General features: G+C 28.7%; 20 protein-coding genes. 19 read left to right on the forward strand and 1 reads right to left on the reverse strand.

Annotation, left to right across the window (positions count from 1 at the left end):
* Window positions 1–84 precede the first annotated feature (84 nt).
* The 10 genes from KGF50_RS00095 to KGF50_RS00140 all read left to right on the forward strand — a co-directional run bounded on the left by KGF50_RS00095 (window position 85) and on the right by KGF50_RS00140 (window position 9,969).
* Window positions 85–1,074 (forward strand): ornithine cyclodeaminase family protein, encoded by a 990-nt coding sequence (locus tag KGF50_RS00095; protein ID WP_227846266.1) that lies wholly within the window; start codon window positions 85–87, stop codon window positions 1,072–1,074.
* Window positions 1,075–1,166: 92 nt separating this feature from the next.
* Window positions 1,167–1,778, forward strand: coding sequence for a hypothetical protein (locus tag KGF50_RS00100; RefSeq protein ID WP_227433627.1), 612 nt, complete (start codon window positions 1,167–1,169; stop codon window positions 1,776–1,778).
* A gap of 287 nt (window positions 1,779–2,065) precedes the next feature.
* Window positions 2,066–2,845, forward strand: coding sequence for a DUF975 family protein (locus KGF50_RS00105; RefSeq protein ID WP_227846267.1), 780 nt, complete (start codon window positions 2,066–2,068; stop codon window positions 2,843–2,845).
* Between the two features lie 203 nt (window positions 2,846–3,048).
* Window positions 3,049–3,408: a BlaI/MecI/CopY family transcriptional regulator gene (locus tag KGF50_RS00110; protein ID WP_227846268.1), complete on the forward strand. Its 360-nt coding sequence runs from the start codon at window positions 3,049–3,051 to the stop codon at window positions 3,406–3,408.
* 10 nt (window positions 3,409–3,418) lie between these two features.
* Entirely contained in the window at window positions 3,419–4,741 is a 1,323-nt protein-coding gene (locus KGF50_RS00115) for a M56 family metallopeptidase (protein WP_227846269.1), read from the forward strand.
* A 213-nt stretch (window positions 4,742–4,954) separates the two neighbouring features.
* Window positions 4,955–5,362 (forward strand): hypothetical protein, encoded by a 408-nt coding sequence (locus tag KGF50_RS00120; RefSeq protein ID WP_227846270.1) that lies wholly within the window; start codon window positions 4,955–4,957, stop codon window positions 5,360–5,362.
* A 410-nt stretch (window positions 5,363–5,772) separates the two neighbouring features.
* Entirely contained in the window at window positions 5,773–6,168 is a 396-nt protein-coding gene (locus KGF50_RS00125) for a hypothetical protein (RefSeq protein ID WP_227846271.1), read from the forward strand.
* 426 nt (window positions 6,169–6,594) lie between these two features.
* Window positions 6,595–8,376 carry an indolepyruvate ferredoxin oxidoreductase subunit alpha gene (gene iorA, locus KGF50_RS00130; RefSeq protein ID WP_227846272.1) on the forward strand — a complete coding sequence of 594 codons (1,782 nt, stop codon included), beginning with the start codon at window positions 6,595–6,597 and terminating at the stop codon, window positions 8,374–8,376.
* Window positions 8,376–8,951, forward strand: coding sequence for an indolepyruvate oxidoreductase subunit beta (locus tag KGF50_RS00135; RefSeq protein WP_227846273.1), 576 nt, complete (start codon window positions 8,376–8,378; stop codon window positions 8,949–8,951). The genes iorA and KGF50_RS00135 overlap by 1 nt, the downstream gene beginning before the upstream one ends.
* Before the next feature lie 361 nt (window positions 8,952–9,312).
* On the forward strand, window positions 9,313–9,969 hold the full coding sequence (locus KGF50_RS00140; protein WP_227846274.1) for a hypothetical protein: 657 nt from the start codon (window positions 9,313–9,315) through the stop codon (window positions 9,967–9,969).
* A gap of 217 nt (window positions 9,970–10,186) precedes the next feature.
* Here the strand turns inward: KGF50_RS00140 and sleC are convergent, their stop codons facing one another.
* Entirely contained in the window at window positions 10,187–11,458 is a 1,272-nt protein-coding gene (gene sleC, locus KGF50_RS00145) for a spore cortex-lytic germination protein SleC (RefSeq protein ID WP_227846275.1), read from the reverse strand.
* Window positions 11,459–11,744: 286 nt separating this feature from the next.
* Between sleC and KGF50_RS00150 the strand changes: the two genes are divergently transcribed.
* From KGF50_RS00150 to KGF50_RS00190, 9 genes are all read left to right on the forward strand, one after another.
* The gene (locus KGF50_RS00150) at window positions 11,745–12,479 is read left to right on the forward strand and encodes a PrsW family intramembrane metalloprotease (protein WP_227846276.1); all 735 of its coding nucleotides are present in this window, start codon (window positions 11,745–11,747) and stop codon (window positions 12,477–12,479) included.
* 41 nt (window positions 12,480–12,520) lie between these two features.
* Window positions 12,521–13,831: an RsmB/NOP family class I SAM-dependent RNA methyltransferase gene (locus KGF50_RS00155; RefSeq protein WP_227846277.1), complete on the forward strand. Its 1,311-nt coding sequence runs from the start codon at window positions 12,521–12,523 to the stop codon at window positions 13,829–13,831.
* Window positions 13,832–13,931: 100 nt separating this feature from the next.
* Window positions 13,932–14,468 (forward strand): signal peptidase I, encoded by a 537-nt coding sequence (gene lepB / locus KGF50_RS00160; RefSeq protein ID WP_227433615.1) that lies wholly within the window; start codon window positions 13,932–13,934, stop codon window positions 14,466–14,468.
* 226 nt (window positions 14,469–14,694) lie between these two features.
* A complete protein-coding gene (gene lepB / locus KGF50_RS00165) occupies window positions 14,695–15,231 on the forward strand; it encodes a signal peptidase I (RefSeq protein ID WP_227846278.1) in 537 nt (178 codons plus the stop codon).
* A 9-nt stretch (window positions 15,232–15,240) separates the two neighbouring features.
* The gene (locus tag KGF50_RS00170; RefSeq protein WP_227846279.1) at window positions 15,241–15,996 is read left to right on the forward strand and encodes a TIM barrel protein; all 756 of its coding nucleotides are present in this window, start codon (window positions 15,241–15,243) and stop codon (window positions 15,994–15,996) included.
* 73 nt (window positions 15,997–16,069) lie between these two features.
* Window positions 16,070–17,737: a nucleoside kinase gene (locus tag KGF50_RS00175; RefSeq protein ID WP_227846280.1), complete on the forward strand. Its 1,668-nt coding sequence runs from the start codon at window positions 16,070–16,072 to the stop codon at window positions 17,735–17,737.
* A gap of 344 nt (window positions 17,738–18,081) precedes the next feature.
* Window positions 18,082–19,011: a glutaminase A gene (gene glsA, locus KGF50_RS00180; protein WP_227846281.1), complete on the forward strand. Its 930-nt coding sequence runs from the start codon at window positions 18,082–18,084 to the stop codon at window positions 19,009–19,011.
* A gap of 97 nt (window positions 19,012–19,108) precedes the next feature.
* A complete protein-coding gene (locus KGF50_RS00185) occupies window positions 19,109–19,672 on the forward strand; it encodes a winged helix-turn-helix domain-containing protein (RefSeq protein ID WP_227846282.1) in 564 nt (187 codons plus the stop codon).
* Window positions 19,673–19,969: 297 nt separating this feature from the next.
* Window positions 19,970–20,806: a deoxyribonuclease IV gene (locus KGF50_RS00190; RefSeq protein ID WP_227846283.1), complete on the forward strand. Its 837-nt coding sequence runs from the start codon at window positions 19,970–19,972 to the stop codon at window positions 20,804–20,806.
* Window positions 20,807–21,063: the final 257 nt, after the last annotated feature.

Genomic DNA, 21,063 nt, shown 5'->3' on the forward strand with positions numbered 1-21,063 from the left:
TATTTAACATGAAATAGAATTTGTATTAAAATGTTATGTTATAATATCTAGCATAGAAACTTATTAAAATTGGGGGTATATAAAATGCTACTTTTAAAAAAAGACGACATAAAAAAAGTATTTACTATGAGAGATGCAATTGAGGCTGATAAAGAAGCTTTTAGAATTTATTGTGAAGGGAAAAGTGTAACTCCTTTGAGAACTAATATACCAGTTCCAAGTCAGGATGCTAGTATGTTATTTATGCCAGGATATGTAGAAGACTTAGGGTGCGCAGGAATAAAAATTGTATCTGTATTCCCTAAAAATGCTCAAAAAGGCAAACCAGTAATTCCAGCAACAGTATTATTATTAGATGGGGAGACTGGAGAAGTATGTGCTGCTTTAGATGGGACTTACATAACTCAAGTTCGTACTGGTGCAGCATCTGGTGCAGCTATAGATGTTTTGGCTAAAAAAGATTCTAAGATAGGGGCTTTAATAGGCTTAGGAGGACAAGGTGAATCACAACTTGAGGCTATGTTAGAAGCTAGAAATTTAGATGAAGTAAGAGTTTTTAGTAGAAATAAAGAAAGTAGAGAAAAATTTGCCGAAGAAATGAACTTAAAGCTAAGCAAATATAACACTAAAATAGTTGCAGCTGAGTCATCTGATGAAGCTATAGATAATGCTGATGTAATAGTTTTAGCAACTACATCCAAAAAACCGGTATTTGATGGAAATTTAGTGAAAAAGGGAGCATTAGTAAGTGCTGTAGGTTCATACTTACCAGATATGCAAGAGATGTGTCCAACTTGTTTAACTAGAGCATCTAAGATATTTTTTGAATCAACAGATGCAGTTTTATCAGAATCAGGAGATATATTAATTCCTCTAGAAGAAGGTAAAATAAGTAAAGCTGATTTTAGTGGTGATTTAGGAAATGTTATAAATGGAACTATTTCTGGAAGAGAAAATGATGATGAAATAATTGTGTTTAAAAGTGTCGGAATAGGTGTACAAGATGTCGTAACAGCAAAAAGAATATACGATAAAGCAAAAGATAGAGGGATTGGAACAGACTGGCAGTGGTAAAATTTTCAAAATAAACTTATAATTAGACAAAATTATGCTATAATGTTAATAAATAAATTTTTTTATTCAATTAACTGAGGGAGGATATTTGTATGAAAATGGTAAAAAAATTAATCTTATCTTCTATTATGGCTTTAGTTTTAGTTCTAACTATAGGCTGTTCTAATGCAGAAGAAAAAGTAAAGTCGAATTTTGAAGCTAATTTAGCAGCACTAGAAATGTATAAATACGATGAAAAAGGTATTTCTGATGCTTTAACAGAAGCTGAATATAAACAAATTCAAACTTATAATAACACAGATAAAGTTTCAATGCTTGCTCAATTAACACCTCTTTATGGAAAAGAGAATGCTGAAAAGATATATGACACAATTGTTAAATTAATACAAGGTGTTGAAAAGACAGTAACAGTAGATTCTTCTAGTAAGGATAAGATAACTTTAAAAGTTGTAAGTAAAGCATTGGATACTAGTAAAGTAATGTCTGAAGCAAACGATTTAGTAAAATCATATGTAACTGATAAAAATAATTACAACAAAGCAGAAAAAGAAGTTCAAGACGATATGGCAAAAATGATTATAGACCTTTACAACAAAAAGCCAACTAAGGATGTCACAACTTCAATTACATATACTAAAAAAGATGGTAAATGGCAACCACCTAGCAATATACAAAAATTATGTGAAGGAATATATACAATTTAATTTATTTTAAAGACACTAAAACTATCTTTTAAACATATAATAAACTGTTTGAGAGATAGTTTATTTTATTATTTATTGAATACTATCTTTTAAATTTATTTGATATACTTGTCAGTTTTGACTATATAAAACTTTCAATACAATTATGCTATATCTTGATAAAACATGGTGAATAATTGTGTGTTATATAGTCGAAAATATGATATATTAATATTATATTATATGATAAAAGTTTATTTATATGTTTTTAGGGAGATTTTTTATATAAAATGAAAGGGGTGTTTTTTATGTTATCAAGGCAAGAATTAAAAAGAGTATCAAAAGCTCAGTTATCTGGAAACTGGGGAACATGTGCAATTAATATGGCAATATATATTGCGTTGATAGTAGCTATATCATTTATAGGATTGCCTTTTGAACCTTTAACTACTATCATAGTAGCGATAATAGGTTTTTTAGTTGCAGCAGGATTTACATGCATGTTTTTAAAGATTACTAAAGATAAAAAAGTCAAGATGGGAGATATCTTCGTAAATGGAAGAATTTATTTAAGAAGTTTTGGACTTTATATATTAGAATCAATTGCTGTTTACATTTATTCTTTTATAATCACAATTATAGGAGCATTTTTGTCAATTGGAGTTTTATTTACTAGTGGAGCAATTGAATATCTATCAAGTAATAATATTGGAGTAGGAACTGTGATTTCTACTGCCATAACTCTATTTATTATAATAATTGTATTGATGTTACCAGTTTATATATTGCTATTATATATTTCTCAAGCTGCTTTTTTAATATGTGAAGACAAAGATAATTTAGGCGTATTTAAAGCAATGGGTGCTAGCTTAGATATGATGAAAGGAAATGTACTCAAACTATTTGTATTAAATCTTAGCTTTATAGGATGGTATATATTGACTATATTCACTTTAGGAATAGGTTTGTTATGGTTAGTTCCATATATAGGAGTTACTAATTGTAATTTCTATAGAGAATTATTAAAAGATAATCCAGATGTAGAAGATATATTACTAGATAAGGAAAAATCTTATTCTATGTATTAAGATAGTTTTATAGTTAAATAAAATAAAGCTTTATTTAGATATTAAAGTATAAAAATGACAAGACTGTCTTTTACAAGAATTATTTCTTCAAAGGACAGTTTTTGTTATTAAAAAATAAATGGTTGACATCACATAGACTACTGTGATAGTTTTAAATTATAATATTGACTATTGTGATAACCATATTTGAGGAGCGATTTTATATGGAAATAAAATTATTTGATTCAGAACTTAAGGTGATGGAAGTTCTATGGGAGATAGGAGAAAGTAAGGCAGGGGAATTAGTAAAAGTTTTAAAGGAAGAGACAGGATGGAATAGAAACACTACGTATACAGTTATAAAAAAATTAGTATCAAAAGGTGCAATAGAAAGAATTGAACCAAACTTTGTTTGTAAACCTTTAATAAGCAAAGAAGAAGTTCAGAAACATGAAACAGAAAGCTTAATTAATAAAATGTTTGGAGGGTCTTCAGAAAGATTTCTTTCAGCTTTTATTAATAAAGAAAATCTCTCAAGTGATGAGATTACAAAACTTAAACAGATTGTTGAAAAATTAAAGTGAGGTAAGATTAATGTTCACTAAATTATTAGAAATGAGTGTTACTTCTGGGGTTTTAATTTTAATTGTTATTTTTATAAGAGCATGTTTGTTTAAAAAATTGCCTAAAAAAGTATTTGTATTATTATGGCTGGTTGTTCTGTTTAAACTTTTAATACCAGTAAGTTTAAATTCTACTTTTAGTATTTATAGCATTATTGAGTCAAATTTTGATGCTCAATTGGGAAATACATCTGCTGTGGATTATTCAATTAAAAAAACTAATAATTCTATAAGTAAGAACAATTTTGGAGATTCTAAAGCTTTATTTAATCTTGAGAATTTTACAGTATTGGAAATCTCAAGTATTTTAACGTTTGGAATTTCTATTATTTTTATTATGTTTTTATGCTTTAAGTATATCAGAATGATTAATCTTTTTAAAACTTCGATACATATAAAAAATCATGAATTCATTAAAAAGTGGGCATATGATAATAAGTGTTTTAGAAAATTTTTTGTTTGTATTTCTGAATTTACTAAAACACCTCTTACAACTGGTATTTTAAAACCGAATATTATTTTGCCAAAACAAATGGACTACAGCAATAACCAAACTCTAAACTTTGTCTTAACTCATGAACTGGTTCATATCAATAGGTTTGACAATATATTGAAGTTATTTATGCTTGTAGGACTTGCTGTCCATTGGTTTAATCCTTTGGTTTGGGTGATGCTTTTTTTATTGAATAAAGATATAGAATTTAGTTGTGATGAAAAGGTAATGAGTATAGTTGGTGAAGAATATAGAGCTGATTATGCAACTGCGCTTATAAGTTTGGCAGAGGAACATAATACATTTCCAATGACACTTTGTAATGGATTTGGAAAGACAAAGATAGAAGAAAGAATAGTCAATGTTATGAAGTTTAAAAAATCAACCTATATTACTTTTTTAGTTTCAGCTGTGTTAATTTGTGGAACTAGTGTTGTCTTTGCAACTGGAAATAAAGAAATTGATGAAGTTGAATCTTTTAATCTAATGGAACATGAGCAAGGCAATACAAGTGACTTTTCAATAGGAGGTCAGCCATTGAAGATAGAATCCAAAACAAATAATACAAATATTTCTGTGGGATTATCAGACGAAAGTAATGGAAGTATTGCCTTAAGTACATCAGAAACATATGTAAACCAGAAAATTAGTTCAAAGGCTGATGGCGAAGAAGTATATTCTAATATGTTAAAGTATTCAGGTGTACCAGTTGATAATGTTTCTAAGAACATATCCGTAACAAAAAGTATGAATGGTTTAACAAATAATAAAGTGCAATACAAAGTTTCTAAAAGTAACTAGATATATTACAAATAAAGATGGGTTGAGAATTAGGGATACTATCTTAAAATAATTAAATTTATTTTGAGATAGTATTTTTTATTAAAAAATTTTATAGAAATGCTTGACATAGATATGACTACTATGATAGTCTAAAGATGTAGTTAATAACTATTGCAATAGTCACTATGAACTACACTACCAAAATAAATCTCTAAGAAAGGAAGATGAATTATGAAAATAAAAAAATCCCTTATAAGTGCAATGATGGTATCTGCTATGGTACTAGGAGGAACAGGAGCAGTATTTGCAAGTGGAAATGACGATGTATCTAATATTGAGTTATCTAAATTTAAATCTCTAGTAGAATCAGGGGTAACTAAGCCTGCTGACTTAGAAAAATATGGAGTTGAGTATTATACTTATGAAGAGTATGCTAAGCATATTGAAGAGTTAAAAGCATATGCTAAAGACCCATCAGAAGTTAAAGATGTAAGTGCAGAAGACCTTGAAAATACAATTAAGATTATGGAGCAAGATTTAGAAAAGATAAAAACTGAAGGATTAAAGATTATGAAACCTATCGTAATAGATAATGAAGATGGAACTCAATTGGCAGTTTCTTTATCTAGAGCTGAATAATTAATATTAAGTTTTTAGTGACAAGTGGTAAAAGTATTTAAAAAACTAAATAAGCGTAATTGAACATAGTAAATAAGCATAAAAAAAGTAACAAAGAAACGATAACAAAAGACCTAGAGTCTACGTGAAGATAGAGAAGTAAAAAATAAACAAATTAAATAGTATAAAAGTAAATCCGGTCAAAGTAAAAGTATTAAACCCAGTTTGTAATGTTAACATTTTTTATGTATATTAAGAAATGTTAACATTACTTTTTTTATTCAAAATAGGGATTTTTACCAAAAAACTTTATAGAAGCACTTGACATAAATATGACTATCATGATAGTCTAAAAGTGTAATTGATAACTATCTCAATAGTCATAGTGAGCTACGCTACCCAAATAAATATCTAAGAAAGGAAGATGAATTGTGAAAATAAAAAAATCCCTTATAAGTACAATGATGGCCTCTGCTATAGTATTAGGAGGAACAGGAGCAGTATTTGCAGATGGAAGTAGTGATGTATCTAATATTACATTAGAGAAGTTTGATTCTCTAATAAAATCAGGAATAACTGAGCCTGCTGACTTAGAAAAATATGGAGTTGAGTATTACACTTATGAAGAGTATGCTAAGCGTATTGAAGAGTTAAAGGCATATGCTAAAGACACTACACAAGTTAAAGATTTAAGTTCACAAGACCTTGAAAATACAATTAAGAGTATGGAAAAAGATTTAGATAAAATAAAAAATGAAGGATTAAAGATTATGAAACCTATTAGAATAGATAATGGAAATGGATTGATAAGTTTCTATGGTCGTTAAATAATTAAATGATACAAAAGTAAATCTAGCCAAAATAAGAGTACTAATTCAGCTTGTAATGTTAACATTTTTTAATGTATGTTAAGAAATGTTAACATTACTTTTTTTTTATTTAAAATAATATTAAAAATATTATGAAAATTCTAACGAAAATTAATTCTTAATTATTAGAGCCATTAAAATCTAAAGAAAATTGGCAATTTGGTATTTTAAAAATGGGTTTTAAAAAAATTAAGGCTATTGGCATGGCAATTGCTTAGTAAATAAAATAAGAACAATATTATAAATTTATGGATTCATATTATTATTTACTATCAATATTTAAATTGTATTGATAATAAATATATAGTTGATAGCTTCTAAAATGTATCACTAACAAATACACTAAGTTATCAAAGAGGTATTATTTCTAAGGAGGGGGAAGGAATGAAACAATTGCTTACAGGAAATGAGGCAGTAGCACGTGGTGCTTATGAAGCAGGCATATCTTATGCAGCTGCTTATCCAGGAACACCAAGTACTGAAATATTGGAAAATATAGCACTATATAAAGATGACATAATTGCAGAGTGGGCACCAAATGAGAAAGTGGCAGTAGAGTCAGCAATAGGAGCATCCATTGCAGGAGGTAGAGCCCTTGCAGCTATGAAGCATGTTGGAGTAAATGTTGCTGCAGACCCCATATTTACATATGCATATATGGGAGTAAATGGTGCGATGATTATTGTATCTGGAGATGACCCTGGGATGCACTCATCACAAAATGAACAAGATAATAGACATTATGCTAAATTTGCAAAGATAGCTATGATAGAACCAAGCAACAGCCAAGAATGTAAGGATATGCTAAAGGCTGCTGTTGAGATAAGTGAAAAATATGATACAACAGTTTTATTTAGAATGGTGACGAGAATATGTCATAGTAAAGGACTTGTTGAGTTAGGAGAAAAAGAAGAAACAATTGTAAAAAAATATGAAAGAAATCTTTCTAAGTTTGATGCTATTCCAGCAACTTCAAGAGCATTGAGAATTAAACTTGAAGATAGATTAAAAAAGCTTGAAGAGTTTTCTAATGAAACTGATTTAAATTTTATAGAATGGAATGATAAGAAAATAGGTGTGATAACTTCAGGAGCTTCTTATGAGTATGCTAAAGATGTGTTTGGAGATACTGTATCATATTTAAAGTTAGGATTTACATATCCTCTTCCAACAAAGAAGATAAGAGATTTTGCAGAACAAGTAGAAACTGTTTATGTAATTGAAGAATTAGAACCTTATATAGAAGAACATCTTAAAGAAAATAACATACCATGTATTGGAAAAGAAAAGATACCTAATATAGGTGAGTTAAATCCAGATATTATAGCACAATCAATTTTAGGAGAAGAAAGAAAGCTAATAGAGTATAGCCACGAAAAAATAGTTGGCAGACCTCCAACATTATGTGCAGGATGTCCACATAGGGGATTCTTCTATGAACTAGGGAAGGTTAAAAATGTACTTATAAGTGGAGACATAGGATGTTATGGTCTAGGAGGAGCAGAGCCTTTAAATGCTAAAGATACTTGTATATGTATGGGAGGAGGGCCAGGTGTAGCTCATGGTGCACAAAAGATATTTACTAAAAATAATATTAGCATGAGAACTATATCTACAATAGGAGATTCAACATTCTTCCATACAGGAATAAATGGTCTCATAGATATAATCTACAACAAAAGTAATACTGTAACATGTATTCTTGATAATAGAATTACTGGAATGACTGGTCATCAAGAAAATCCTGGAACTGGATTTTCATTGCAAGGTGATGTTACTGAAATGATGGACATTGAGACTATAGTAAAAGCTTTGGGTTGCAAAAACGTAAAAGTAGTAGACCCTAACATGTTGGATGAAGTTAAAGAAGCATTAAATTGGGCTTTATCAATTGATGAACCTTCAGTAATAATCACTAGATGGCCATGTGCATTAAAAAAATTTACAGAAGATGATAAAAAAAGATTTGACCTTACACCATCAATTTGTAGCGTAGATGATGAGAAATGTATTGGATGTAAGAAATGTCTTACAACAGGATGCCCTGCTTTGAGATTTGATAAATCTAAAAAGAAATCAAGTATAAATCAAGCTCAATGTGTAGGTTGTACAGTATGTGCACAAGTATGTCCAGTAAATGCTATAAAAAAGGTTGGTGAAAAATAATGAAAAAGGTTAAAAATGTATTACTATCAGGAGTAGGAGGTCAAGGTACTGTTTTAGCAAGTAAAATACTTTCTGCAGGGCTTATAGATGCTGGATATGATGTTAAGATGTCAGAAGTTCATGGTATGGCTCAAAGGGGTGGAAGTGTAACAACACAGGTTAGATATGGAGAAAAAGTACACTCTCCTATACTTGGAAAAGGAGATGTTGACGTATTAGTTTCATTTGAGACTATGGAAGCTTTAAGATATCTTGATTTTCTTAAACCTGATGGCAAATTAGTAGTAAATGATTATGAAATGCCTTCCGCACCAATTTTAACAGGTAGAGTGGATTATCCTGAAAATATAATAGACGATATTAAAGAAAAAGTGGATGTAACAGTGATAAAGGCAGTTGATATTGCCAGAGGTCTTGGAAATGAGAAGGTTATGAATGTAGTACTCTTGGGAGCATTGATTAAGGCTTTAAAGTTAGAAAATGACATAGATTGGGAAAAGATAGTATCACAACAGGTTAAGCCTAAGTTTATAGAAATTAATATAAAAGCTTTAAAAGAAGGAATGAATATTTAGAAAATAAAAATTACAGATAAAAAACTACATAAAGAGTCATAAAAAATAATTATATAATGTAAAAGGGTTAGGAACATTTAATTGTAGATATAATACACAAAGGGTTAGGAATATTTAATTATAAATACAATATATAAAAGGTTAGGGAAATAATTACAAAATAAAACTATATGTAATAGTTATTTAATGTAATAGTTATTTACAGAGATAGTTATTTAAAAATGAAATTTTATTAATTTAAATATGGAAAATGAATACCTAAATAAGCAATATTGAATAAACATATTTATATAGAGATAGCAAAGAAATAAATACTTGAAAGGAAGGAGAACTATTTAGATTATTAAATAGTATTTATAATATGAAAAAAGGCGATTTTATATGGGGTGGAGTTCTTATTTGTCTTATTGCTATTTTAGTGATACCAAGTAGTAGAGCAGTATTTATGGCAGCAACAGGTGCACATCCATATATTGGAGGTTTTTTCAAGTTTGCTGTGCTAGCAACAATGGGAGACTTACTTGGTGCTAGAATTTTGCATAAAGACTGGAAAATACCAGTAGGAATTTTTTACAGAGCTGTAGTTTGGGGAATTATAGGTTTAGTTACAACATATGCTATGTCAATTTATTCATCAGGTGTAGGGCAAGCACAAGTAGATGGTATGCTTCCATTTGAAGGAATAGCTTTTGCAAATGCTCTATTTAAGAGTGCAACTATGAATATATTAATGTCACCAACTGTATTTTTATTCCATAAGGTTATGGATTGTTTTATAGATAAAAAATACGAAGTTGGAAAGGGTGTTAAGGTAGCTCTTAAAGATGTAGTAAATGTTGTAGACTGGAATGCCTATCTTGGTTTTAGTGTTTTAAAAACTATACCATTTTTCTGGATACCATGTCATACAATTGTATTCTTATTCCCTGCTGAATATAGAGTAATTGCTTCTGCTTTTGCATCTATAGCTCTAGGATTAATTTTAGCATTAGCCAACAAATCTAAAGCTACAAACTAAGATTATTAGTAAAGTTAGAGTTATTAAATTAAGAATATTAATTACTGTTTTTAAGAAGCTTAAAATCCCCCATTTAAGAGTTTTAAGGTTCTAAAATAATAAGTTATAACTACAAAAAATGGCTGCTAAGACTATTATGATTATAGGTTAAAAAACTTATAATCATAATAGTTTATAACAGCCATTTTTTATGTTAAGCTAACAAGTTAGTTAAAATCTAAATTAGAGGATTTAAAGAAGCTATTCTAGTTGTAGCTACATAAAGCCTAGATATTTCATACCATGTTTTAAAATCTACTACTCCACTCTGAGGTAAACCAAAAATCCCTTGAAATATTTTTACAGCATTTTCTGTATCTGTGCCATATATTCCATCTTCTCTCACTTTTGGTATAGCTGGATAAGAATTAGATATAGCATTTAACTGATTTTGTATAGTTCTAACGTATTGTCCAGAAGAACCAACTTGTAGCGTAGTTCCAGGAAATGATACTGGTACACCACTAACTATAGGAGCTTTTTCAAATACTATTTCATCTCCATAGAAATATCTTAGTATTGCCTCATAATCGTATCCTTGGTCACCTAGGTCTTTACTACCCCATTGAGTCATTTGATCAGGACATTGAGATTTTTGACCATCACAATATTGAGCTAATAATGGCTGTCTTGCGGTAGGAGGTCTTTTTATAAATGTATTAAATATAGCATCTACAACTACATTAATTGGTTCAAATAGGTTTCTATTATTTATAAATTTATGGTCATATGCTGTTGATGAGGTGATTGTAAAATTATATCCTTTGTTTCTGTACCATTCAGTAAAGACTCTATTTAAAGTAAATGATATTATAGCTATTACATTTGCGTAGATTGTCTGCTCAGGCCAAGTTGAATATATTTCAGATGAGGCTATGTTTTTAATGTACTCTTTAAATGGAATCCAATAATTTGCAGCTGATGTATTTTCTGGCAAACCATCATGAACTACTATAAATTCAGGCACTACAGGGTTATCTAATACAACGAAACCAGTAGGTGGTGGTAATGGTTTTAGGTTACTTTCTGGAATCTTAGGAGGATAAGTACCATATAAAGTATGTTCTCCTATATCAAAAATCAATTCACTTTGTCTTGAAAAGGAACGTTTACTTCTTGTTCTAGGAAACATAGGAACTCCTTGTCTCGCCTCAATTGTAGCTAATAACTGTGTTCCTTCTATGACAACTGTTTCATATCCATCTGCTATAGCTTCTACTATATACTGACTGTAAGGCCTAACCTCAGATGGTTGTAGAGAGTAATCTACATCTGGTGCTGGTAATACTAATCCAGTCACTTGACCAGATTCATTACTTATTAGGTTCTGGTATAAAGTTGATGAGCTTTGGCTACCATTAGACATTGAATATATGTTTACTGTTGCATTTTGAATGGGTCTATTGTTAGTAGCATCAATTATACTTACTGTTAAGAAACCATCTTGCATCAAATCACCCTTTCTTTAAATGAATTTAATTCCCTTATATTTCAAGATATGAATATAGGTTGAGATTTGTTAAATAATATAGATATAAATTTAAATTTTTTTGAGCGTTTTTAACTTATTTAATGATAAAAAGTTTGATATATAAATTTGAGTGTAGAAAAATTTAAAATAAAAGCTTAGAGAAAATAGAAATATAGAAAAAAATAAATTAAAAGTAAGTGTATATTTAAAACACAAATAAACTAAAAATAAGAAGTAATTATAAAACATAAATGAATTAAAAACTTTGAAAGGAAAATTACCTATGAAGCTGGATTTATTTTTATTGGCAGTAGTACCTATATTAATAGGCATGTTTTGGATAAGATCTAAAGATAAATATTGTAGAGAACCATTAATTCATTTAATTAAGTTTTTTATGATAGGTGCTTTTTTAAGTGTTATAATTATTCTTTTAGAAAATCTATTAATGAAATTTAATGTATTTGAAGGATATTCAGAATTATTATATGTATCATTTATAGTTGCAGGTCTTGTGGAAGAGGGTGTAAAGGCTTTAATACTAATTCCGTCATTGATTAAAGAAAAGCATTTTACTGAAAAACTAGATGGTATTATTTATTCTGTATTTTTATCTTTAGGATTTGCAACAATTGAAAATATAGTTTATATTTTCTCTGAAAGTGGAAATTTAGCACTACAGGTGGGTATTAATAGAGCAGTTATCTCCATTCCAGCTCATGTAATGTTTGCTATTACTATGGGATATTATATTTCTAAGTATAAGTTTGAGGGGAATGAAATTAAGAAACGTGAATACTTATTTATGGCTGTATTAATTCCGATTTTATTACATGGAGTTTTTGATTTTATATTGATGATAGAATATAGATGGGCTATTATATTATTTATAGTTTATGTAATAATTTTGTGGAAGATAAATCTAGATAAACTTGAAAAATATATGAATAACTCTAAAAAAGTGTTTTTTGGAAACTTAAAGAAAAAGAAAAGAAAATAAATGACAAACAAGTAAAGCAGATAAAAAGGGGGATTATAAATTTGGCAAATTTACCAAAAGAATTTTTAGAAGATATTAGAGAAATACTACAAGATGAATATGATGATTTTATAAAAAGTTATGATGAAGAAAAGACTACTGGTCTTAGAATAAATACATTAAAAATTGACAAAGAAAAATTGTTGAATTTAGATTTATTTGATTTATATCAGATACCATGGGCAGATGAAGGTTTTTATTATGATGATAAAATTAATAGACCTGGTAGAAATCCATTACATGAGTCTGGAGCATATTATTTACAAGAGCCTTCTGCAATGAGTGTAATACCAAAAGCAGATATTAAAGAAGGAGATAAGGTACTTGATATGTGTGCTGCACCTGGTGGTAAATCTACATATATATTATCTAAATTAAACGACACAGGTTTATTGGTTTCTAATGAAATTAATGCGAGTAGAATTAAAGCTCTAGGAGAAAACTTAGAACGATTTGGAGCAAGAAATTGTATTATAACAAATACTGATTCTAATAGCTTAAGAAAGACATTTAATGGGTATTTTGATAAGGTGATTATAGATGCACCTTGTTCTGGTCAAGGAATGTTTAGAAAAGATGAAGTGGCCATCTTAGATTGGAGTCATGCAAAAGTACTTGAATGCCAATCTATTCAAAAAGAGATTATAAGAGATGGATATAAAATGTTAAAGAAAGATGGTATTTTAATTTACTCAACCTGTACTTTTTCAAAAGAGGAGAATGAACATGTTATAGATGAGTTTATCAGTGAACATCCACATGCAGAACTTGTTGAGGTGGAAAGGCTATGGCCTCATAAAATAAAGGGAGAAGGTCACTTTGTAGCCAAGATAAAAAAATTAGAAGAAGAAGAGAGTAATGTAAAAGAATTAAAAATAAAAAATTTAGATAAAGAAATAAAGGATTATAGGGAGTTTGAAAAGAAATTTTTAAAGGTTGATTATTATAGCAATAAAAAAAATAAATTTTATTTAAGAGGGGAAAATTTGTACCTACTTCCTGAAATATATCCAGATACAAAAAAACTAAAAGTATTGAGATACGGTTTGCATTTAGGGGTTTTAAAGAAGAATAGATTTGAGCCTTCTCATGCATTATCTCATTACTTAAAAGTTGAAGATGTAAAAAATGTTGAAAACTTTAGTGTACAAAGCGAATCAATTCTTAAATATTTAAAAGGGGATGTTATAAATTCTAATGAAAGTAGAGGATGGGTTTTGGTTTCGGTTGAAGATATACCGTTAGGTTGGGGAAAAGAATCTGTTGGTATAATTAAGAATCATTATCCTAAAGGTCTTAGAAAAGTATTTTAAACTATTAGAAAAAAGAAGTATAATATTTATATTGTAAGTTTATGGTAGATTAGTTTTGCTGTAGATTGACTTAATATTGAACACAGAGGAGACGATTTTAGTGGGTGAAGCAGTTAAAAAAGAAGTTGTAGAGTGGATAAAAGTGATTGTCATAGCTCTTGTTTTGGCATTTGCAATAACGCGTTTTATAGTGCCAACAATAGTTAAGGGCGAATCAATGTATCCTACGCTTGTAGAACGTGATTATTTGATAGTCAATAGAATTGCGTACAAAGTAGGAGAGCCAAAATACAAAGATATAATAGTATTCAAAACCGACTTAACAGAAGAAAATGGAAAGAAAAAAGATTTAGTAAAAAGAGTTATCGGGGTTCCTGGTGACCATGTAAAGATAAAAGACTCCAAGGTATATGTAAATGATAAATTGTTAGATGAGGTTTCCTATATACATAATAATCGTACTGATGGAGATATTGATATCGTAGTTCCAGAAGGAAAATTATTTGCAATGGGAGACAATAGAGAAAGAAGTTTAGATAGTAGATACGATGAGGTTGGATTGGTCGACGAGCACACCGTTTTAGGAAAAGTTCTAGTCAGATTGTATCCATTTTCTAAGATAGGGACTATTGACTAAACATTATAAATATAAAATTTGGAGCAATCGCTGATTAACTGAAATCACCAGACCATACACAATAGTTGTCTATATCATGATTTGTATAAAAGTAAGTATTAAAAAACTTATTTAAAAAGATTATATACAAATAGACAACACCTTATTTAGTAGACTTATCTAAAAGATAGTGTTTAAAAGTAGCATTATCAATAAAGATAATATAACTATAAAGGAGAATTTGTGAATGAATGAAACTATTAAAGAAGAGATTGTAGAGTGGATAAAAATAATTATTACTGCACTTTTTTTGGCATTTATTATAACTCGCTTTATAAAACCAACATTAGTAAATGGAGAATCAATGTACCCAACACTTAAACCGCATGATTACTTAGTGGCAAATAGAATGACATATAAATTATCAGAACCAAAATGTGGAGACATAATGATATTTAAGACTGACTTGTTGCAAGATAATGGAAGAAAAAAAGAGTTAGTAAAAAGGGTTATAGGTGTACCAGGGGACCATTTAAAAATTAAAGATTCTAAGGTTTATATAAATGGTAAGTTATTGAATGAAGTTTCATATATACATGATAATTACACTGAAGGCGAAATTGATATGGTGATTCCTCAAGGTAAAGTATTTGCTATGGGAGATAATAGAGAAGTAAGTTTAGATAGTAGGTATAAAGAAGTAGGATTAGTGGATGAACAAAATATTAAAGGAAAAGTTATTGTAAGAGTGTTTCCTTTTACACAAATAGGTATTTTTGAGTAGGTGATTTGTATGGCAGTTGGTGTAGCATCTTTGTTGTTTAATATTGAGGATGCTTTAAAGATTTGTGAAAGTACAAAGGAAATAACTCATTTGGAAATTGGTATTGATAATATATCTGAATGTAGTGAGTTATGCAAATATAAGCAGAGAATTTCTAAACTAGGGTTGTCTATAGGAATACACTTACCTATGGAATTAAACACTTGTGAAAATATAGAATATATACGAGTGTCGTGGATAAGTTTTATTGAGAAGATAGAATTAGAGCTAAAAGGATTTGATATAAGGTACTTTAATCTTCATTTGGGTTATGTTATGACAAATAGACTTAAAAAGAATAGGGACAAGTATTTAGATAATAGTGTAGATTTTTTAAATAAAATAAATACAGATTCACATATTTGTATAGAGAATACTTATTCAAAAGGTGGGGATTTTTCAAATATTGGAAATATATCCTATGATTTTGAATATATATTTAAGAGGATTAAAAATTCTAAGATTTGTTTTTGTTACGATACTGGACACTGTTTAATTGATGAGGATGATTATTTAAATAACTTGAAAGATAAGATAAAATTGATACACTTAAGTGATAATGATGGTATCAATGATATACATGTTGGTATAGGAAGAGGTATTTTATCTGAAGAGAGTGTTAAAGAGGTTTTAAAATTAAATGCAGAATATTTAGTATTAGAAATAAATTACGAAGACATTGAAGATACTATAAGTAAATTGAATCATATTGTAGGAGAGGGTTAAATACCTCTCTTTATCTTGTTGATATGCCTCGTTGATTAAAATGTATATTCATCAAAAGGAAGGAGATGTTGAAGTGAAGAAAATAAATTTAAAAATAGACGGAAGAAATAAGGAGTATTCATTAGACGAAAATTCTTTGGGAATTAGACTAGGAGATATAGCAAAAGAGTTTTGCGATGAACATAAAGGATATATAACACTTGCAGTTGTAGATAATAAATTGAAAGAGCTAAATTGTAGAGTGAAGAAGGATTGTGAGATAGAGTTTTTAGATACTACAAATGAAGATGGAGAAAGAGTTTACTTTAGAGTCATGTCATTTGTGTTTGTGATGGCTTGCAGAGAGATATTTTGGGACAGTAGAGTTACAATAGAACATTCATTATCTGGTGGACTATATTGTGAGGTTCATATAGAGAGAAAACTTAAAGAAGTTGATGTTGAAAATATAAAAAATAAAATGAAAGAGATAATAAATAATGACTATATTATAGAAAAAATAGAAGTTACGAGGGATGAAGCTATTTCTATATTTGAAAATAATGAGATGTATGAAAAAGCAGAACTTTTGAAATACAAGGAATATGATAGTGCTAAAGTATATAAATGTAGAAACTATATAGACCATTTTTATGGATATATGTTGCCATCGACTGGTTATATAAAATCGTTTGATATCATGCTTTACAATGGAGGCATTATAATTTTAGGACCTAGTGAAGAAGATAAGACTCTCCCTATGAAATTTATACCTCAACCTAAGCTATCAAATGTATATTATGAAGCAGAAGAATGGTCAAGACTCATGGGAATTGACAAGGTAGTATCACTTAACAGAATAATAGAAAATAATGAATATGGAGATATAATAAGAACATTTGAAGCATTACATGAAAAGAAACTATCTCAAATAGCAGATATGATAAAAGATAATAATAAGAGAGTTGTTTTAATAGCAGCTCCATCTTCATCTGGAAAAACAAGCTTTGCTCATAGATTATCAATACATCTTAGAGTAAATAACTTAAATCCGATTTCAATATCTTTAGATGATTATTTTATAGATAGAAAACATACTCCTTTAGATGAATATGGAAACTATGATTTTGAGTCAATTTATGCTATAGATTTAGAGAGATTCAACTTAGATTTAAATAAACTTTTAGCAGGTGAAGAAATTGAGGATATAAGGTTTAACTTTAAAGCTGGAGCAAGAGAATATACTGGCAAAAAGATAAAGATAGACTCAAATCAACCAATTATATTAGAAGGTATACATGGGCTAAATCCTATTTTAACAGCATCTATACCAGATGAAGATAAATTTAAGATATACATAAGTGCCCTTACTCAGATAAATTTAGATGACCATAATAGAATTCCTACTGCTGATTTGAGAATGATAAGAAGAATTGTTAGAGATTATAATTTTAGAGGATATAGTGCAGATAATACTATATTACAATGGGCATCAGTTAGAAGAGGAGAAAAGAAAAACATATTCCCTTATCAAGATGAAGCAGATGCTATATTTAATTCCGCTTGTGTGTATGAATTAGCGGTTTTAAAGCGATTTGCTAAGCCTCTATTGGAGGAAATAGATGAAGATAACCCTGCTTATATTGAAGCTACTAGATTATTAAAGTTTTTACAGTACTTTGTTGAACTAGATGATATTTCTGATATACCAGGAACTTCAATCCTTAGGGAATTTATTGGAGGAAGTAAAATAGTCGATTAGCGTGTATTATTGATTATTTTATTGTACTCATATTAAACTAAAAATTTTATAAAGATACTTAATAATCTATGGTTTATATTTTAAATAATATTGATGGAGTATTAAAGTGAAAATTCTATTTAGTTATCAAAAATTCTTTGTTTTGTGAGAATTAGTATAGATAATAAATATTATTTAACTTTAATACTCCTTTTATAATATTATGATATTTTTTATAATATGTTTGAAAAATAAAGTTAATTTTACAAAAAATAGTTTTAAAGTATAATTTTTTTTAACACTGTTTTATTATAGTATAAACTTGTGCTAAAATAGAGTATATAACATAAGATGATGAGGTGCATATGAATACGTTAGATGAGACATTATTAAAAGAAATTATAAGTTCTAATAAAAAATATACAAATTATGGACAAGTTGCTAGTTACATACCAGAATTAAAAAATGCTCGTAGAAATGATTTAGGAATTTGTATTATAGATAGTGAAAATAACATTTATAGTGCTGGAAATTGTAGCACGAAATTTACTATACAAAGCATTTCAAAACCAATTGTGCTTGCAATGGCACTTATGGACAATGACTGGGAAGACGTTTTTTCAAACGTTGGAATGGAGCCAAGTGGAGACCCATTTAATTCTATAATGAAACTTGAGATTAATGATACTAAAAAGCCTTGTAACCCAATGATAAATGCAGGAGCAATAGTTACCACTTCTCTTATAAATGGGAGCTGTTTGGAAGAAAAAGAAGAAAGAATGCTTAGTTTTTTTAGAAAGTTGGCAAAAAATGATAACATAGGAATAAATTATGATGTCTATAAGTCTGAAAAAATGACTGGAGATAGAAATAGAGCTATGGCTTATCTGTTAAAAAGTGATGGATTTATCAGAGGTAATGTAGAAGATGTTTTAGACCTTTATTTTAAACAATGCTCAATTGAGGTAGATTCTATAGATTTAGCGAGGATTGGTATAAATCTTGCTAATTATGGAGTAGACATAGAAAATGGAGAGCATTTAATGAGTGAAATGGTATCTAGAATTGTCAAAACATTTATGATGACTTGTGGAATGTATGATGCTTCTGGGGAATTTGCTATTAAAGTTGGAATTCCTGCAAAATCTGGAGTTGGGGGTGGTATAATGGCTTCTGTGCCAGGACGTATGGGTATTGGTGTTTATGGACCTGCACTTGACAAAAAAGGTAACAGCGTCGCAGGAGTTAAAGTTTTAGAGGAGTTGTCAAATAAACTCAGATTAAATATTTTTTAAAATTTTAAGAAAGGATTTTTTTGACAACAACATATAATTTAATATATAATTAAATTGTAAAGAAGTATGAATTAAATAAATTTTTTAGGAGGGGTCAATGAAAGAGGTATTGGTATTACGAGATTTGGAGTGCATAAAGGCTATTGCACATCCACGTAGAATAGATATTCTAAAAGCATTTGACAAATCGCCATTGTCAGCAAAACAATTATCTCAATTATTGGAAGAACCTCATGCAAAAATAAACTACCACATAAAAATGTTATACAAAGTTGGTATTTTAGAATTAGTTGAGGAAAAAATAAAGTCGGGGATTGTGGAAAAATATTATTATCCAAGTGCAAAAAATGTGGTTATAGGGAATAGGATACTTAATTTTTCTTTAGACAATGGGGAAGAAGAAGAAGAATTGTACATATCAAGATTTGAAAATATGAGTGAAGTTTTTTATAAAGCAGCAGAGGAAGATGTTTTAGAAAATGAAAATATAGTTGATTATCATGATATTTCTCTTACTCATGATGAATTAGTTGAACTTAATGACACTATGAAATCAAAGATAGATGAAATTTTAAATAAAAGACAAGACAACGTTGAAGGTTCTAAGTATGATATAGCTATGGTTGTAGTTCCTACAGTTGAAGAAGAATGTCCTAATTAGAATCATTAATTATGTATTAGTTATAAAACATAAGATTGGAGATTGAACATCAGAATTTACTTAATAATCAAAAAATATTTTTGAGCATGAGTAAAATAATGATTTTTAGTCTCTATTTTTTTGTTATTGGAATAACTAAATATACTCTTTGAAATTTATCAAAATGGGTATAATTAAACTATAAATATTAAAATTAAGAATTAATATATACGAAATTAATTATAGTTATACTAAAATTAAGACTTACGTATTAAAAATTTATAAAGTAAAATTATGTACAAGCAAAAGGAGATTAATATGATTAAATTAGGAACACATATTTCAATAGCAAAAGGATTTGCAAAGGCAGCTGAAACAGCTGTGTATATTGATGCAAATACATTTCAATTTTTTAGTAGAAATCCAAGAGGAGGAAATGCTAAAGAATTTGATGAGAAAGATATAGCTAAATTTCAAGAGATTAGAAAAGCAAATAATTTTGCACCATTACTTGCACATGCTCCATATACTATGAATCTAGGTGGAGTGAAGGATGATGTTTATGAATTCGCAACACGAGTAATAGATGAAGATATAAGAAGAATGGACTCATTAGGCATAGAATACATGTGTTTTCATCCTGGAAGTCATGTAGGCGGTGGAGTAGACTTTGGTATAGATAGAATAGTAAAAGGGCTAAACAATGCTATTAAAGGAGATGAAAATATAACTATACTCCTTGAGACAATGTCAGGAAAAGGGACTGAAATAGGATTTAGTTTTGAGCAGTTAAAGAGCATAATAGATAATATCGAACATAAAGAAAGAATAGGTGTGTGTCTTGATACATGTCATATTTTTTCAGCTGGTTATGATATAGTTAATGACTTGGATGGGGTTTTAGAGGAATTTGATAAGGTTATAGGCATAGATAGATTGAAAACTATACATCTAAATGATAGTATGATGCCATTTGGAGATAAAAAAGATAGACATGCTCCAATAGGTGAAGGTAAGATAGGGTTGAAAGCTTTGACTGATTTTATGGAACATCCAAGCATTAAAGATTTGCCATTTTTCTTAGAAACACCTTTTGATGAAGAAGGTCATAAGAGAGAGATTAAGATGATTAAAGAAATTTTATCTAGTAAATAATATTTTGATGTGATGTAAATAATATTTTGATTCTATGCAGATTAAATTTAGATTATATGTTAGTGAAATATAAATCGGTATATTATAAAGGATATTAAATGAAATTTTGATGTAATATAAAAGAGTATATTATAAATTATATAAATTAACTTGATGAAATGTGTATATATTGTGAATAGTATATAAATAGATTGCAAAAATTCTCATAATTTGTTGTATAATTAAAAGTGACATATTAATAATGTTTAAAATTAATT

It is taken from the genome of Clostridioides sp. ZZV15-6598 (assembly GCF_020657705.1).
GTDB classification, from domain to species: Bacteria; Bacillota; Clostridia; order Peptostreptococcales; family Peptostreptococcaceae; genus Clostridioides; species Clostridioides difficile_F.